Source organism: Peristeroidobacter agariperforans (genome assembly GCF_004138335.1).
Classification (GTDB): Bacteria; Pseudomonadota; Gammaproteobacteria; order Steroidobacterales; family Steroidobacteraceae; genus Steroidobacter; species Steroidobacter agariperforans.
This window is the reverse complement of the sequence record NZ_RYFW01000001.1, coordinates 2,613,513-2,629,150: the sequence shown is the minus strand read 5'-3', so window position 1 is coordinate 2,629,150 and position 15,638 is coordinate 2,613,513. Positions and strand designations below refer to the sequence as shown.

The following is a 15,638-nucleotide window of genomic DNA, read 5'->3' as shown; positions in this document are numbered from 1 at the left end:
GACTGGTGACTGACGACGACCGTTCAGGTGTCTTCGACAGAGATATTTGGGAACGCCGCGGCGGGCTGCAAACCCGTGACCACCAGGCGGGCCGCCGTGCGGCGCGCGAGATCGATGTAGGCACGGCCGAGATTGCTGTCCGGTTCGGCAACCACGGTCGGCCGACCGCCGTCCGCTTGCTCTCGAATTCGAATATCCAGCGGCAACTCTCCCAGCAATTCGACGCCGTACTGTTCCGCCATCCGCTTACCGCCGCCCGCGCCGAAGATATGTTCCTCGAAGCCGCAGTTCGAGCACACGTGCGTGCTCATGTTCTCGACCACGCCGAGCACCGGCACTTCGACCTTCTGAAACATTCGCAGGCCCTTGCGGGCATCCAGCAGCGCGATGTCCTGCGGAGTGGTCACGATCACGGCGCCGCTGACCGGTGCGCGCTGAGCGAGCGTGAGCTGCGTGTCTCCCGTGCCCGGCGGCATGTCGACGATGAGATAGTCGAGATCGCCCCAGCGCGTCGCCTCGAGCAACTGCAGCAGCGCCTGCGTGGCCATCGGCCCGCGCCAGACCATGGGCTGCTCCACGTCCACCAGAAAGCCGATGGACATCACCTTCAGGCCATAGGCCTCCGGCGCAAGCATCGTTTTCTCATCCGGGCTGGTGGGCTTTTCGCGGCTGAGGCCCATCATTTGCGGCTGACTCGGGCCGTAAATGTCGGCATCGAGCAGGCCGACTGCCGCGCCGTCGTGCGCCAGGGCCAGCGCCAGGTTCACTGCGGTCGTGGACTTGCCCACGCCGCCCTTGCCGGAGGCAACCGCGATGATGTTCCGGATCCCCTGGATGGGCTTCAGATTCTTCTGCACCGAGTGCGAAGCAACGCGCCAGCTGACATCGACCTTCAGCTGTTTCAGCCAGCCCAGCGAGCGCGCCCGACGCTCCAGTTCGGCGGCCAACTCTGTACCATAGCGGCCGGCCGGAAAGCCCAGCTCGACGCTCACCGCGGCGTCGCCGTTGCCGACTTGGACGGTCTTGAGGGAACCGGCGCGCTCCAGCGTCAGACCGAGATAGGGGTCCACGTAGGCGCCCAGGAGCTGGCGCAGCTCGGATTCGTGCACAGTAGTTTCGGAGCTCATCGAATAGCCCAGCTGAGTGGGTCGCGGATTGTAGCGGATCTGGCCTGAAGACTCGGCCCCGCGTGCGGCTTTCGACCGATGGCGCCAGGACCGACCTAGAGAGGAAATGCCCGACCTGAACTTGCTGCTCGTCAGCCGTGGCATAATGCGCGGCAATATGCAGTGCGCATGGCAGCTGCGCCACTAAGAAACGGATACCGGACTTCTAGATGAGTTTTTTTTCCGATCTGAGAGCAGAGCGCCTGATCGCCGAGATCCGCCAGATCGGGGACCCGCTGCATCCGGATTCGCAAAAAGCGCTGCAAAAGCTCGCGAAGATCGGTCCGGGCGCCATCCCCAAGATCCTGGACACGCTAGCCGTCGCCGATCGCAAGGAAACCGCGGTCTACACCGACATCCTGACCCAGCTGATCGACAACAAGAGCTTTGCGATCCTGGCTGAAGGCATGGCCGAGGGCAGCCCGCGCACCGTCCAGGCCATCGGCCAAGCGCTGGCCGCCAGCCGCAACTACAGCGCCAACCTGCTGATCGAGCTGCTCGGCCGGGCCGAGATGCCCAAGCCGACCATTCTCGAAGTGATCGCGAGTCAGAAGGGCCGCTTCACCGTGCGCGACCTGCTGCAGCACGCTTACAGCCAGGAGGCGAACGAAAAGGCCGCGCTGTTCAAGATCGTCGCCGAGCTGGCCGATGAGTCGGCCCTGCCCGAGCTGATCAGCCGCATCGAAGGCAAGGACTCGACCGCCCGCATCCACATCATCAACATCCTGGCCCGCTTCAACCGGCCGGAGGTGTCGCAGGCCATTCAGACTCAGCTGCGCGACCCGAATAAGATGATTCGGCAAGCGGCGCTGAACGCGCTGTCGAAGATGGATGGCCCGTTGAACATCGGACCGATCTGCCAGCTGCTGCGCGATCCGGACCTGGAAGTCGCCAACCGCGCCATCGACGTGGTGGTGCGCGCCAAGGATCCGGACACGATGAAATATCTCATCGAGGTGCTCAAGGACGAGAACGAGTACGCCCGCCGCGCCGGCGTCGAAGTGCTGAACCATCTCGGCACCGCCAACGACATCAAACATCTGTTGCAGGTCATCAAGGATGACGACTGGTGGGTCCGAACCCGCGCCGCCGACGCGCTCGGCAAGATCGGCGGCCCGCGCGTCGTCGATGCCGTGATCGAGCTGATCCGCGATGAAGATGAAGACGTGCGGCGCGCCGCCATCGAGATCCTGAACCAGACCAAGGACGAGCGTGCTATCAACTTCCTGATCGAGGCCACCAAGGACAAAGACTGGTGGGTCAGCGAGCGCGCCGTCGATGCGCTCGCCGAAATCGGCAGCAAGAAGGCCATGCCCGCGCTGATGGATCTGCTGAAAACAGATAACACACGCTCGCTGCCGACCGTCGTGCGGGCGCTCGGCAAACTGGGCGACACGCGCGTGATCGAACCGCTGGTGCAGCTGTTGGATCGGCCGGAAAAGGAAATCAAGGTCGAGGCCATCAATGCCCTCGCCCGTCTCGCCGACGACAAGCGCGCCGATGCCGTGCGCAGCTACATTCAAGCCGCAGGCTCGAGCGCGAACGATCCGACGATCGAGTCCGCCGCGATCCGCGCGATCGAAGACATCGACCTGCGCTACTCGAGCACCGCCGTCGCTGCCGCCATCAAGGCCAGCCGCACCGGCTCCGAGCCGGCACGGAGCCCGGGCCGGACCATGGGTGCAGAACCGGCGCGCACGCTGCTGATCGATCGCGGCGACGTCGATCAAGTGATCAAGAAGGCCGAGGAATCGGCGGCGGCCAGCGCCAAGCTCGATATCGGCACGCTCAAGCCGGGCGATGTGGTTGAAGGCCGCTACAAGTTCATCGAGAAGATCGGCAAGGGCGCGTTCGGCACCGTGCTGTTGATGGAAGATACGGTGGTCGAGGAGCGGCTGATCCTCAAGTTCCTGAACCCGAACGTGGCGCAGGACGAGGAGATGATGAAACGTTTCGTGCACGAGCTGCGCTACTCGCGCAAGATCACGCACCGGAACGTCATCCGCATCTATGACTTCCTGTACATGCGCGGCAACTACGCCATTTCGATGGAGTATTTCCCCTCGCACACGCTCGGCAGCGAAATCGTCAACGAGAAGCCGCTGCCGTTGCCGCGCGCCATCAAGTACGGCATCGATATCTGCACCGGCATGACCATCGCGCACCAGGCCGGCATCGTGCACCGTGACTTGAAGCCCGCGAACATCCTGATCAACAACGAGGGGCTGCTCAAGATCGTGGACTTTGGCGTGGCCGCCGCGCAGAAGGAAGGCGATACGCAGCTCACCAAGACCGGCTACGTGATCGGCTCGCCCAAGTACATGGCGCCCGAGCAGATCCTCGGCAAGAAGGTCGATGAGCGCGCCGACATCTACAGCGTCGGCGTGATCCTGTATGAAATGGTCACGGGCGTGCCGCCTTACAGCCGCGGCGACCACATGTCGGTCATGTACCAGCACGTGCAGGGCAAGGCGAAGTCGGCGATCGAGGTCAACACGCAACTGCCCCGCCCGCTGTCCGAGCTGGTCAGCAAGGCCATGTCGGTGGACAAAGCCAAGCGCTACCAGAGCATGGACGAGCTGCGCGAGGCGCTGGAAAAAGCCCTGACCTGATCCCCTGCCCTGACGGATTTTTGACGGCCCGCCGATCAGCACGGGCCGCCCGTTGGTCGCTTGCAGTGGCGGCGACCCGCCCTTACACGGTAGGCTCCCGCCCGCCACGGCACCTCAGTTCTTCGCATGGCCCGAATAGACGCCTTTTTGAAGCTCGGCACCGACCAAGGCTGCTCCGACATCCATTTCGCGGTCGGCCTGCCGCCCATGTTGCGAATGCATGGCGACCTGCTGCCGATCAAGTTCCGCGACCTGAGCCAGTCCGAGCTCGAAGGTTACATCGTCGAGATCATGAATCGCGGCCACCAGGAGCAGCTGCGCCGAGGCCATGACGTCGACTTCTCGTACGTCTCCGGCACTGGCGGGCGGTTCCGCGTCAACGTCTTCCGCAAGGAAACGGGGGTGGGCGCGACGTTCCGAGCCATTCCGTCGGACGTGCCGACCATCGACCGGCTGGCGCTGCCGCCCATCGTCAAGAAGCTGTGCGACAACCACCAGGGCATGATCCTGGTCACCGGCTCCACCGGCACGGGCAAGTCGACCACGCTCGCGGCGATGATCGATTACCTGAACTCGACGCGCCGGCTGAACATCATCAGCCTGGAAGATCCGATCGAGTTCGTGCACAAGAGCAAACAAAGCCAGGTCATCCAGCGCGAGCTGAACACGCATCTGCCGTCCTTCTCCGAAGGCGTGCGCGCAGCCATGCGTGAGGATCCAGACGTGATTCTGGTCGGCGAGTTGCGCGATGCCGATACCATCCGCTGGGCGATGACGGCGGCGGAAACCGGCCACCTGGTGCTCGGCACGCTGCACACGACGGGCGCGGTGAAAACCATCGATCGTATCGTCGACGCGTTGCCCGCCGATGAGCGCGAGCAGACCAAGGCGTTCCTTGCGAACAGCCTGCTCGCCGTCGTCACGCAGGTGCTGGTGAAGACCGCCGATCAGCGTGGCCGCAAGGCGATCTGCGAAATCATGGTGGTCACGCGCGCCATCGGCAAGCTGATCATGACCGATCAGACGCACCAGATTCCCTCGCAGCTGCAGATGGGCAAGGACTTGGGCATGCAGATGCTCGACCAGTCGCTGCTCGCCAACGTGCAGGCCAAGGAGATCGATCCCGACGACGCCTATGTCTACGCGAACGACAAGAAGCTGTTCGCGCGCTTCGTCACTGATACCAGCGTACTGCCCAAGCTCGACCTGGCGCCGAGCTGATCTATGAGCACAGAACCCAGCCAAGCCGTAGCCGGCGCGACGCAGAGCGCTTATGTGCCGCGCAAGATCGACGAGTTCCTCAAGGAAGTGCTGAGCAAGAACGGCTCGGACCTGCACTTCATCGCCGGCGACCCGCCGCGCATTCGTTTATATGGCGAGCTGCACAACCTCCGGCCGGAGCCGCTGACGGCGCAGTTCGTCGAAGAAACATTGAAAGAGATCATGCCGCGCGCCGCACTGATGCGCCTGGAAGAAAAGCACGGCGCCGACTTCGCGTACATCATTCCCGGCGTCTCGCGCTTCCGCGTCAATGTCATGCGGCATTTGTATGGTCTGGGCTGCGTGTGCCGGGCCATTCCTTCCAAAGCATTGACGCTGGACCAGCTCAATGCGCCGGATGCGATCCGCAACCTGTGCAAAGTGAACAACGGCCTGATCCTGGTGACCGGCAAGACCGGCTCCGGCAAGTCGACCACGCTGGCCGCGATGATCGATGACATGAACCTGCGGCTCAAAGGTCACATCCTGACCATCGAGGACCCGATCGAGTTCGTGCATCAGCGCAAGAACTGCCTGGTGAGCCAGCGCGAGATCGGCACGCACAGTCCGTCGTTCTCCGAGGCGCTGCACTCGGCACTGCGTGAAGATCCGGACGTGATTCTGGTCGGCGAGTTGCGCGACTACGAAACCATGAGCATTGCGGTGACCGCCGCCGAGATGGGCATTCTGGTGATGGGCACACTGCACACCAACGGCGCGGCGCCGACCGTCGATCGCATCGTGAACGCGTTCCCGGCAGATAAGCAGTCGCACGTACGAGCGATGCTCTCGACCTCGCTGCGAGGTGTGATCTCGCAGCAGCTGATTCCCCGAGCGGGCAAGCCCGGCCGCGTCGCGGCCCACGAGATCCTGGTGAACACCCCGGCCGTGGCCAACCTGATCCGCCAGGGCAAGCTCGACCAGCTCGAGAACGCCATGCAGAGCGGCGCGGCACACGGCATGCGCCTGATGGACAGCGCGATCCAGGATTTGCTGGACAAGGCCATCATCAGCGGCAAGCACGCCTACCAGAAGGCCATCAACAAGGCGAAGTTCGAGCAGTTCAAGGACATGGGCTGACAGCGGACAGCTGCCAGCCGCGCCGGATCGTTCCACATGTGGAATCGTTCCACATGTGGAATAATTTGGCTCTTTGCCGCTGCCCTCCCGCGCCTAAATGACTGCCGCACCTCGTAATTATTTCGTCACGACCGCCCTGCCGTACGCCAATGGACCGTTCCACATCGGTCACATCATGGAGTACATCCAGGCCGACATCTGGGTGCGGTTCCAGCGCCTGCAGGGCCACAAGGTCCACTGGATGGGCGCGGATGACGCTCACGGGGCGCCCATCATGCTCAAGGCCGAAGCCGAAGGCATCACCCCGGAAGCGCTGATCGCTCGCATCGCCGCCGGCCGCCCGCAGTCGCTGAACGGGTTCCTGCTGAGCTTCGATCACTGGCATTCGACTCACTCGCCCGAGAACACCGAGTTATCTCAGGAGATCTATCGCGCGCTCCAAGCCAACGACCTGATCTACCGCGAGCCGGTGGAACAATTCTTCGATCCGGTGAAGAACATGTTCCTCGCCGATCGATATATCAAAGGCGAATGCCCGAACTGCCACTCCAAGGATCAGTACGGCGACGCCTGCGAGGTCTGCAGCTCGGTGTATTCGCCCACCGACCTGATCAATCCCTATTCGACGCTGTCCGGCGCCAAGCCGGTGCTGAAGTCGTCGGATCATTTCTTTTTCAAGCTGTCCGACCCGCGCTGCGTCGAACTCCTCACCGAGTGGACCCGACGTTTGCAGCCTTCGGTGGCGAACAAGGCCAGCGAATGGCTCACCGGCAAAGGGGACCGGGAACTGGGCGACTGGGACATCTCCCGCGACGCGCCCTACTTCGGCATCCCGATTCCGGACGCGCCGGGCAAGTATTTCTATGTGTGGCTGGACGCGCCGGTCGGTTATCTCGCGTCGTTGAAGAACTATTTCACGACCGGCAAGGCGAAGGCGAACGGCGAATCGCGCACGTTCGAACAGTTCATCACGTCGGATGACGTCCAGCAGATCCACTTCATCGGCAAGGACATCATCTACTTCCACACGCTGTTCTGGCCGGCGATGCTGAAGTTCGCGGGCCGCAAGGTTCCGGACAACGTCTATGTGCACGGCTTCATCACCGTGTCCGGCCTGAAGATGTCGAAGTCTCGCGGCACCGGCCTGAGCCCGGTTCGCTATCTCGAGCTCGGCATGAATCCCGAGTGGCTGCGCTATTACCTCGCCGCCAAGCTCAACGCGTATGTCGAAGACATCGATTTCAACCCCGATGATTTCGTCGCGCGCGTGAACTCCGACCTGGTCGGCAAGTACGTGAACATTGCCAGCCGCTGCGCCGGGTTCATCACCAAACGTTTCGGCGGCAAGCTCGGCGCGCTCGATCCAGCCGCGCAACAGTTGGCGCAGGATTTCGTCAGCGACAGCGAATGCTGGAATCGCATCGGCGAGTTGTATGAAGGCCGCGAGTTCGGCAAGGCGATGCGCGAGATCGGCTCGTTGCTCGATCGCGTGAATCAATACATCGACTCCGCCAAGCCGTGGGAGCTGGCGAAGGTCGCCGGCGAAGAACAGCGACTGCACCAGGTGTGCTCGACCGCCTTGAACTTGTTCTGGTACCTCACCGTATTGCTGGCGCCGGTGCTGCCGGAGACTGCGCGCAAGGTGCAGGGCTTCCTGCGACTGAGCGATGCGCAGATGCGCTGGGGTCAGCATCAGTGGCTGCCGGAAGGTCACGAGATCGGCGCCTATGAGCATCTGCTCCAGCGCGTCGATCCAAAACAACTGGTCGCGCTGTTCGATAACGGCGAGCCGGAAGTAAAGCCAGCCGCGAAGGCCACGACCGTCGCGTCCACGACGCCGGCCAAACCGGCCGAGGAAACTCCACCGGTGGGCGCGCTGGCCGAAGTCACCGTCGAGGATTTCGCGAAGCTCGATCTGCGTATCGCAAAGATCGTGGCAGCTGATGCCGTCGAAGGCGCCGACAAACTGCTCAAGCTCACGCTGGATCTCGGCGAGAGTCAGCGCACGGTGTTTGCCGGCATTCGCTCCGCGTACACGCCGGATCAGCTGGTCGGCCGCTTCACGCTGATGCTCGCCAATCTGAAGCCGCGCAAGATGCGCTTTGGAATGTCCGAGGGAATGGTGTTGGCGGCGGGTCCGGGCGGCAAAGATATCTTCCTGCTCTCGCCGGATTCCGGCGCGACCGCAGGCATGAAAGTGAAATAGCAACGCGGCGGCAGCGCTCTAACCATGTCCGCGCTCTTGCTCATTCTGCTCAGCGCCGTCCTGGTGAACGTGATGGCACTGACACGCATGCCCTCGTGGCGGCCGTTCGAAGCCGTCACGGGCACTTTGCAAGGCGCACAGGGCTTGGCAATCGCTTCGCTGATTGCGATTCCGGTCGTGGCCGCAATCGCCTGGTCGCTGTCGAGCTGGCTGCTGGAGCCGAACGCGCTGGGCTACCTGCGAACGTTTGTATTCGTGATCGTGGCAGTGGCGGTCGTGCCGCTGGTTGAGTTCGCCCTGCGGCGTGACGGCCGCCTGCAGCCGCAGCGCCCCGGTTTCACCCTGCTCGTAACAACGAACTCCGCCGTGCTCGGCATCGCGCTGATGGTCGACGCACGGATGCAGAATATTGTCGACGCCGTGGCATTCTCCATTGCGATGGCCGTGGCATTGGGCTTTTTGATGCTGGCGTTCGCGGCCATGCACGACCGGTTACAACATGCCGACGTGCCCAAGGTGTTTCGGGACGCACCGCTCGCGCTGGTGAGTGCTGGCATCATGGCGCTGGCGTTCATGGGGTTCACCGGGCTGATTCAGGAATGACGAACTCGCGATGATTACCGCGCTCGTCACAATCGTCGTCCTCGCCGCGCTTGCCGGCGTTGCGAGCGTTGCCACTGCCGGCGCGCCCAGAGAAATCTCTCTGGCCGATCGCATCGACGCGCTGCTGCCACAGACACAATGCCGCCGCTGCACCTTCGAAGGCTGCCGGCCGTATGCGGAAGCCATCGCGCGAGGCGCGGCCGATATCAATCAATGCCCGCCCGGCGGCGAACGCACGGCGAAAGCACTGGCCGGCCTCATGGGCGTCGAGCCCAAGCCGGTGGGCAAGGAATTCGGCGTCGTGCCCGACCATCCGGCGGTCGCTTTCATCGAAGAGGACGCCTGCATCGGCTGCACCAAGTGCATTCAAGCGTGCCCCGTCGATGCCATCGTCGGCGCTTCACGCCATATGCATACGGTGATCGCGGCGGACTGCACCGGCTGTGAGTTGTGCATTCCACCCTGCCCGGTCGATTGCATCGTCATGCGACCGGCGCCCGCGGTTGCACGATGACCGCCCGAGAATTACTCGCCGGCGGTCTGCGCATCGAAGCGCACAAGCAGCGCTCCACCAAAGCCCCGATCCGCGCGGCGAGTCTGGTCGAGCGCTATGTGATTCCGCTCGATCAGCACTCCGGCCTGCCAGCCGTGCCGCTGGTGAAGCCTGCCGATCGCGTCCGCATGTGGCAACCGATTGCGCAGCCTGCGCCGGGCATCAGCGCCTGGTTGCACGCGCCCGTGTCTGGCGAAGTGATCGCCATCGAGCCTCGGCCGGCGCCGCATCGCATGGGTGCGCCGACGCTCAGCATCGTGATTGCCAACGATGGTCGCGACGAGCGATTCGACAACGCCGCGGCCATCGTTTCGTTCGAACAGATCTCGCCGAACGAGGCCTGCGAGCACATCGCTCGCGGCGGCATCGTGGGCTTGGGCGGCGCCGCGTTCCCGACCGCGAACAAACTCGAAAGCTCGTTGTGCGAGAACGGCCCGCAGCTGCTGCTCAACGGAGCGGAGTGCGAGCCGTACATCAGTTGCGACGAAGTGCTGATGCGCGAGCGCGCCGAGGACATCGTGTTCGGCGCCCGGGCGTTGCTACACGCGCTGTGCTCGCCGAACTGCACGATCGCGATCGAAGACGATGTGCCCGAAGCGCAGGCCGCCCTGCGCCAGGCCGTCGACAAAGCCGCCGATCCCAGAGTTCGCATCAAAGTCGTGCCGGCCATTTATCCAGCCGGCGGCGAGCGACAACTGATCGCAACGGTGTTCGATGCCGAAGTGCCCCACGACGGCTTGCCCGCGGACATCGGCGTCGTCTGTCAAAACGTCGGCACCGCGGCTGCCATCGCTCGCTGGATTCGCGATGGACAACCGTTGGTGAGCCGCATCGTCACTGTTACCGGCGACGGAGTGAGAGAGGCCGGCAACTGGGAAACGCGTATCGGCACTCCCTTCTCCAGTCTCATCGCCGATTGCGGCGGCTACACCGAGCGCATGTCGCGTCTCATCATGGGCGGCTCGATGATGGGCACCTCGTTGTCTCACGACGATCTACCCGTCGTGAAAGCAACCAACTGCATCATCGCGGCTTCCGCTCTCGATCTTCAGCCCCGCGGCCTGGAGATGCCGTGCATCCGCTGCGGCAACTGCTCACAAGTATGTCCTGCTTTCCTGCTGCCTCAGCAATTGCACTGGTACCTGCAACCGTTCGACGGCGGCCAGCTTGCCCGTCACGGCCTGCTCGATTGCATCGAATGCGGCTGCTGCGACTACGTGTGCCCCAGCCAGATCCCGCTCGTCGAGCGCTTCCGCGAAGCCAAGCCGCTGCTCACCCGCGAGCTCGACGCTCACCTCTCCGCCCACGCCGCCCGTGCCCGCTTCCTCGCCCGTAACGAACGCCTCGCGCGCCTTGAAGCCGAGCATCGTGCGAAACTGGCGGAGAAGCGTCGACCCAAGAACGAACCCACTTCATGACCTTCCCCACCGCACCGGCTCCGCATGTGGTCGCTCATGACAGCGTCGGGCGGGTCATGCGGATTGTTATCTATGCATTGCTGCCGACGGTGGCGTTGCACGTAGTGTTCTTCGGCGCGGGATTGCTGGTGCAGATTGTGCTCGGCGCGGCGACGGCGCTGATCTCAGAAGCGCTGGCGTTGCGCTTGCGGCGCAAGCCGCTCGAGCCGTTCTTGAAAGATGGCAGCGCAATTGTGACCGCGATGCTGCTGGCACTGTGCCTGCCGCCGCTGGCCCCGTGGTGGCTGGTGGTAAGCGGCACGGCATTCGCCGTTTTGCTGGCGAAACATTTGTATGGCGGCCTGGGCGCGAACCCGTTCAATCCGGCCATGGTCGGTTACGCCGTGCTGCTCGTATCGTTTCCCGTGCAACTGTTGCAGTGGTTGCCCCCCGCGGGCATGGACATCGAGCACGTCAAGTTATCGATTGGCGAAACGATCCAGGCGATTCTCACTGGATCTCTGCCATCGCGGCTCACCTGGGACGCAGTAACGTCGCCGACGCCGCTCGATGCGCTACGAACCAATCTGAAGATGGGCATGACGATGGCCGAGGCGCAAGCGGCGCCGATCTTCGGCACGCTCGGCGGTCGAGGCTGGGAATGGATCAACGTCGCGACGCTGGCCGGCGGCCTCGCCTTGCTCCAGTTACGCATCATCCGCTGGCACATTCCCGTTGCCATGCTCAGCGCCATCGTCGTGTGTGCATCGCTGATGTACATGATCGATCCAGGCACGTACGCGGGCCCGATCTTCCATCTCACGTCCGGTGCGAGCGTGTTGGGCGCTTTCTTCATCGCCACCGACCCGATCTCGGCAGCGACCAGCGATCGCGGTCGTTTGATCTACGGCGCCGGCATTGGCGTGCTGACCTATGTCATCCGCACCTGGGGCGGTTATCCGGATGGCGTGGCCTTCGCGGTGCTGCTAATGAACTTGTCAGTGCCGCTCATCGACCGCTACACCATTCCGCGCATCTATGGCCACGCCCGCTGACAAGCGACACATCGCCGCACCTACGGCGACGCTCGCGATCATCGCGGCGGTGCTCACGGTCGGGTTGGTCACGTTTGCGAATCTCACGCGCGATCGCATCGCTCGCAACCAGCAAGTCTGGATCAAACAACATCTGGATGCGCTGGTGCCGCCAAAGAGTTACGACAACGACCCGCTCGTCGATATCACGGAAGTCATGGCGCCCGATCTGCTCGGCGCGGCGACACCGATCATCGCATATCGCATGCGCAAAGCCGGACTGCCTGTCGCGGTTGCCCTTCGACCGGTTGCACCGGATGGCTATCGCGGGCCGATCGAGTTGCTGGTCGCCATCGCGCCCGGCGGCCAACTGCTCGGCGTGCAGGTGATTCGTCACAATGAAACTCCCGGGCTCGGCGACGCATTCGAGAACCGCGATGCCGGCTGGCTCGGTGAGTTTCGCGGACTGTCGCTAACGAAACCGCCGCAGCAACGCTGGACCGTGCGTCGGGACGGCGGTGACTTCGACGCGTTCACCGGCGCGACGATTACGCCGCGCGCCATCGTGAAGGCCGTACGCCGCACGCTGGAGTTCTATCAAGGCAATGAGGATCGTTTGTATCAGGACGGCAAGCCGCAATGAGCGTACCGTCGCCAAACGAGAGCATCGAAGGCCTGAGCGTCAGGCCGGGCGCCGCGAGCAACCTCCCTCCGCCTCCGGCGCGGCACCGCGCGTTCGGCAGCACGTTACAGCTGCTTGCCTTGTGCCCTTTGCTCGCGGTCAGCGACACCGTGGTCAAAGCGCTTGGCTTCAGCACACTGGTGCTAGTGATCTTTCCGCTGGCGACGCTCCTGCTCAGCGCCCTCCGCCGCTGGCTCGCTGACTCGATTGTTCTTCCCGCCAGCCTGCTCGTCACCGCCGGACTCGTGACAGCGGCAGAACTCTTCATGCGCGCGTGGTTCCACGATCTCGGTGCATCGTTCGGCGTGTTCCTGCCGTTGGTGGCCGTGAATATCGTTGTGATCGATCACATCCAAGCACGCGATGTAAGCCGCGGCACGGCGCTCATCCGCAGTGTGCGCATCGCCCTCGGCATCGCATTGACATTGATTGCACTAGGCTTCGCTCGCGAACTGGTGGGCCGCGGCTCATTGCTCAGCGGCGCAGCCACGCTGTTCGGCAACTGGGGCGAGCACCTGGAGATCAAAGTCTTCAGCGTCGATATGGGCTTCCTGCTCGCCATGCTGCCGCCGGGCGCATTCATTTCACTGGGCCTGCTGATCGCCGTGCGCAACTGGATAGCCAGCCGCAATCCCACCGCATCATGAACCGAAAAAAGATCGCCGCGATTTTCGAGCGCCTCAAGGCCGCCAATCCCAAGCCCACGACCGAGTTGGAATATTCCACGCCGTTCGAGTTGTTGATCGCGGTGATCCTCTCGGCGCAGGCCACGGACAAGAGCGTCAATCTCGCCACGCGCGAGCTGTACAAACACGCGAACACGCCGCAGGCCATGCTGGCGCTCGGCGTGGACGGACTTTCGAAGTACATCAAGACCATCGGCCTGTTCAACACCAAGGCGAAGAACGTGATCGCCACCTGTCGCATCCTGGTCGAGCAGCACAGCGGCCAGGTTCCCGAATCGCGCGAGGCGCTGGAAGCGTTGCCCGGCGTCGGCCGCAAGACGGCGAATGTCATTCTGAACACCGCGTTCGGCCACCCGACGATCGCCGTCGACACCCACATCTTCCGTGTCTCGAATCGCACCGGCCTCGCGCCCGGCGACAACGTGCGCACGGTCGAAGATCATCTCTTGAAGGTCGTACCGCCGGAGTACGCACACGACGCGCATCATTGGCTGATCCTGCACGGCCGCTACACTTGCATCGCACGCAAACCGAAGTGCCCGGAGTGTGTGATCCTGGATTTGTGCGAGTACAAGGAAAAAACGCCCGCAGAGCAGACGAAGGAACGACATAGCATGTTCGCCAAGAAGCCCAGAACCGCCGCGCGGCCGCGGAAGAATTCGCGCCCGAGATCATCGATCAAAGCACGAGGAAGCGTATGAATCTGAATCCGCAAGGGATCTATCGATCGGCCCTGCTGCTGACCGTGTTCGCCCCACTCGCACCGGCTGCCACTGACGCACCGCTGCCGCTTCCGAATAGCGCAGGCGTGTACCGGTTGCCGTACGCGGACGGCACTCGCATCAAAATCTTTGACGATGCGAACACGCATCGACCGATCGGTCGCATCGACATGACGGGCACTGGAGGCAAAGCGCCATACCGGATTGTCGCCGCTGCTGCGGGCAAGGTGGTGGCGATTCAAGACAGCTACGGCGAACAACAAAGCGGCCGCGCTGCCGCGGACTGCCGCAACAACTTCATCTGGATCGCGCACGACAACGGCGAGTGGACCAACTATTCGCATCTGCGGCGGGGCTCCATTACCCAAGGCGCCAAACTGCGCGTCGGCGACCAGGTCGAGGCGGGCACGTACCTGGGCGAGGAAGGCGCGGTCGGTTGCGCCATGCTCGACCATCTGCATTTCGAAGTGGCCGTGCCGGATGCAACCAACCCGATCGACGCGGGCGGTTTTCTACTCGACAATGACAACAGCAAACGAGAACGCAATGTGCGCTTCTGCAACGTTGCGGGCGCCGTGCTCAAAGATGCGGTTTACATCGCTGAATCGTGCCCGGCGCAGTGAATAGACGCGACCTTCTCTATCGAGTCGCGCTCGCCACGGCGGCGACTCACATCTCAGCATTCTCTTCAGCCGAAACACCGCGCAGCTCGTTCACACGAGCATCGACAGCCGAAGAAGTCACCGCCGGCTTGAATCTCGCCGGCAAGACCGCCGTGGTCACCGGGTGCAACTCCGGTATTGGGTTCGAAACGATGCGCGTTCTCGCCCTGCGTGGCGCTCATGTCATCGGCACGGCTCGCACGCTCGATAAGGGCAAGGAAGCTTGCGCAAAGGTCAGCGGCAAGACGACGCCCGTCGCGCTGGAACTGGCGGATTTCGGGTCAGTCGGCGCCTGCGCGAGCACCATTCGCGCCATGAACGTCAACATCGACATGCTGATTCTGAATGCCGGCATCATTCTCGACGACTGGCAGCAGGTGAATGGCCTGGAGAAGCAATTCGTCGTCAACCATCTCGGCCATTTCATTCTCACGCAGCGGCTGCTCGATCGCGTGATTGCCGCTGAGCAAGGCCGTGTCGTGACTGTCGGCAGCGGCAATCACAAACAGGCGCCGCAGGGTGGCATTCAGTTCGCCGACCTGTCAGGCCGCCACTGGTACAAGAAGGGCTACCACCACTCCAAGCTCGCCAATGGTTTGTTCTCTCTCGAGTTGTCACGACGCCTGCGAGACACTCGCGCCACCTCGAATTGCGTAACGCCGGGCCCGGTGGACACAAACATTCGCCGCAACCTGTCAACCTCCAGCGCTCCGCCAAACATGAAGACACCGGCGCAAGGCGCGGCGACCGTGTGTTATGCCGCGACCAATCCTGCTCTCGCCAAAGTGACGGGCGAATACTTTGCCGACTGCAATCCCGCCCCGCAAAGCGCCCAGCAAACGGACCGCGCGATGGCCGCGAAGCTGTGGCAGGTGTCGACAGAACTGACTCGGGCGGTGGCGTCGCCCGATTCCTGACAGGGATGCACACGCCATAGCGGAGTACCCTGGCCGCGACTCGAACCGGCTAGAATCG

Annotated in this window: 14 protein-coding genes; 13 read left to right on the top strand and 1 reads right to left on the bottom strand. The window is 63.1% G+C overall.

Features of this window, described 5'->3' with window-relative positions; genetic code table 11:
- Nucleotides 1-23: 23 nt before the first annotated feature.
- The gene (gene apbC / locus EK373_RS11430; protein WP_129642777.1) at nt 24-1,127 is read right to left on the bottom strand and encodes an iron-sulfur cluster carrier protein ApbC; all 1,104 of its coding nucleotides are present in this window, start codon (nt 1,125-1,127) and stop codon (nt 24-26) included.
- A 209-nt stretch (nt 1,128-1,336) separates the two neighbouring features.
- Here apbC and EK373_RS11425 point away from each other — a divergent pair, with 209 nt between their 5' ends.
- The 13 genes from EK373_RS11425 to EK373_RS11365 all read left to right on the top strand — a co-directional run bounded on the left by EK373_RS11425 (nt 1,337) and on the right by EK373_RS11365 (nt 15,580).
- Nucleotides 1,337-3,778 (top strand): HEAT repeat domain-containing protein, encoded by a 2,442-nt coding sequence (locus tag EK373_RS11425; protein ID WP_129642776.1) that lies wholly within the window; start codon nt 1,337-1,339, stop codon nt 3,776-3,778.
- Between the two features lie 126 nt (nt 3,779-3,904).
- Nucleotides 3,905-4,999 (top strand): type IV pilus twitching motility protein PilT, encoded by a 1,095-nt coding sequence (locus EK373_RS11420; protein ID WP_129642775.1) that lies wholly within the window; start codon nt 3,905-3,907, stop codon nt 4,997-4,999.
- Between the two features lie 3 nt (nt 5,000-5,002).
- Complete coding sequence (locus EK373_RS11415) at nt 5,003-6,118, top strand: type IV pilus twitching motility protein PilT (protein ID WP_129642774.1); 1,116 nt, start codon at nt 5,003-5,005, stop codon at nt 6,116-6,118.
- Between the two features lie 97 nt (nt 6,119-6,215).
- Nucleotides 6,216-8,324 carry a methionine--tRNA ligase gene (metG, locus tag EK373_RS11410; RefSeq protein WP_129642773.1) on the top strand — a complete coding sequence of 703 codons (2,109 nt, stop codon included), beginning with the start codon at nt 6,216-6,218 and terminating at the stop codon, nt 8,322-8,324.
- Nucleotides 8,325-8,348: 24 nt separating this feature from the next.
- Nucleotides 8,349-8,927, top strand: coding sequence for an electron transport complex protein RnfA (locus EK373_RS11405; protein WP_129642772.1), 579 nt, complete (start codon nt 8,349-8,351; stop codon nt 8,925-8,927).
- Between the two features lie 10 nt (nt 8,928-8,937).
- Nucleotides 8,938-9,441 (top strand): RnfABCDGE type electron transport complex subunit B, encoded by a 504-nt coding sequence (locus EK373_RS11400; RefSeq protein WP_129642771.1) that lies wholly within the window; start codon nt 8,938-8,940, stop codon nt 9,439-9,441.
- Nucleotides 9,438-10,898, top strand: coding sequence for an electron transport complex subunit RsxC (gene rsxC, locus EK373_RS11395; RefSeq protein ID WP_129642770.1), 1,461 nt, complete (start codon nt 9,438-9,440; stop codon nt 10,896-10,898). The genes EK373_RS11400 and rsxC overlap by 4 nt, the downstream gene beginning before the upstream one ends.
- Complete coding sequence (gene rsxD / locus EK373_RS11390) at nt 10,895-11,932, top strand: electron transport complex subunit RsxD (protein WP_129642769.1); 1,038 nt, start codon at nt 10,895-10,897, stop codon at nt 11,930-11,932. The genes rsxC and rsxD overlap by 4 nt, the downstream gene beginning before the upstream one ends.
- Complete coding sequence (gene rsxG, locus EK373_RS11385) at nt 11,916-12,554, top strand: electron transport complex subunit RsxG (protein ID WP_129642768.1); 639 nt, start codon at nt 11,916-11,918, stop codon at nt 12,552-12,554. Before rsxD ends, rsxG begins: the two co-directional genes overlap by 17 nt.
- Nucleotides 12,551-13,240, top strand: a complete 690-nt coding sequence (locus EK373_RS11380; protein WP_129642767.1) for an Rnf-Nqr domain containing protein — start codon at nt 12,551-12,553, stop codon at nt 13,238-13,240. The genes rsxG and EK373_RS11380 overlap by 4 nt, the downstream gene beginning before the upstream one ends.
- Nucleotides 13,237-13,980, top strand: coding sequence for an endonuclease III (gene nth, locus EK373_RS11375; RefSeq protein WP_129642766.1), 744 nt, complete (start codon nt 13,237-13,239; stop codon nt 13,978-13,980). The genes EK373_RS11380 and nth overlap by 4 nt, the downstream gene beginning before the upstream one ends.
- On the top strand, nt 13,977-14,624 hold the full coding sequence (locus EK373_RS11370; RefSeq protein WP_129642765.1) for a M23 family metallopeptidase: 648 nt from the start codon (nt 13,977-13,979) through the stop codon (nt 14,622-14,624). The genes nth and EK373_RS11370 overlap by 4 nt, the downstream gene beginning before the upstream one ends.
- The gene (locus EK373_RS11365; RefSeq protein WP_157994325.1) at nt 14,621-15,580 is read left to right on the top strand and encodes an SDR family NAD(P)-dependent oxidoreductase; all 960 of its coding nucleotides are present in this window, start codon (nt 14,621-14,623) and stop codon (nt 15,578-15,580) included. The genes EK373_RS11370 and EK373_RS11365 overlap by 4 nt, the downstream gene beginning before the upstream one ends.
- Nucleotides 15,581-15,638: the final 58 nt, after the last annotated feature.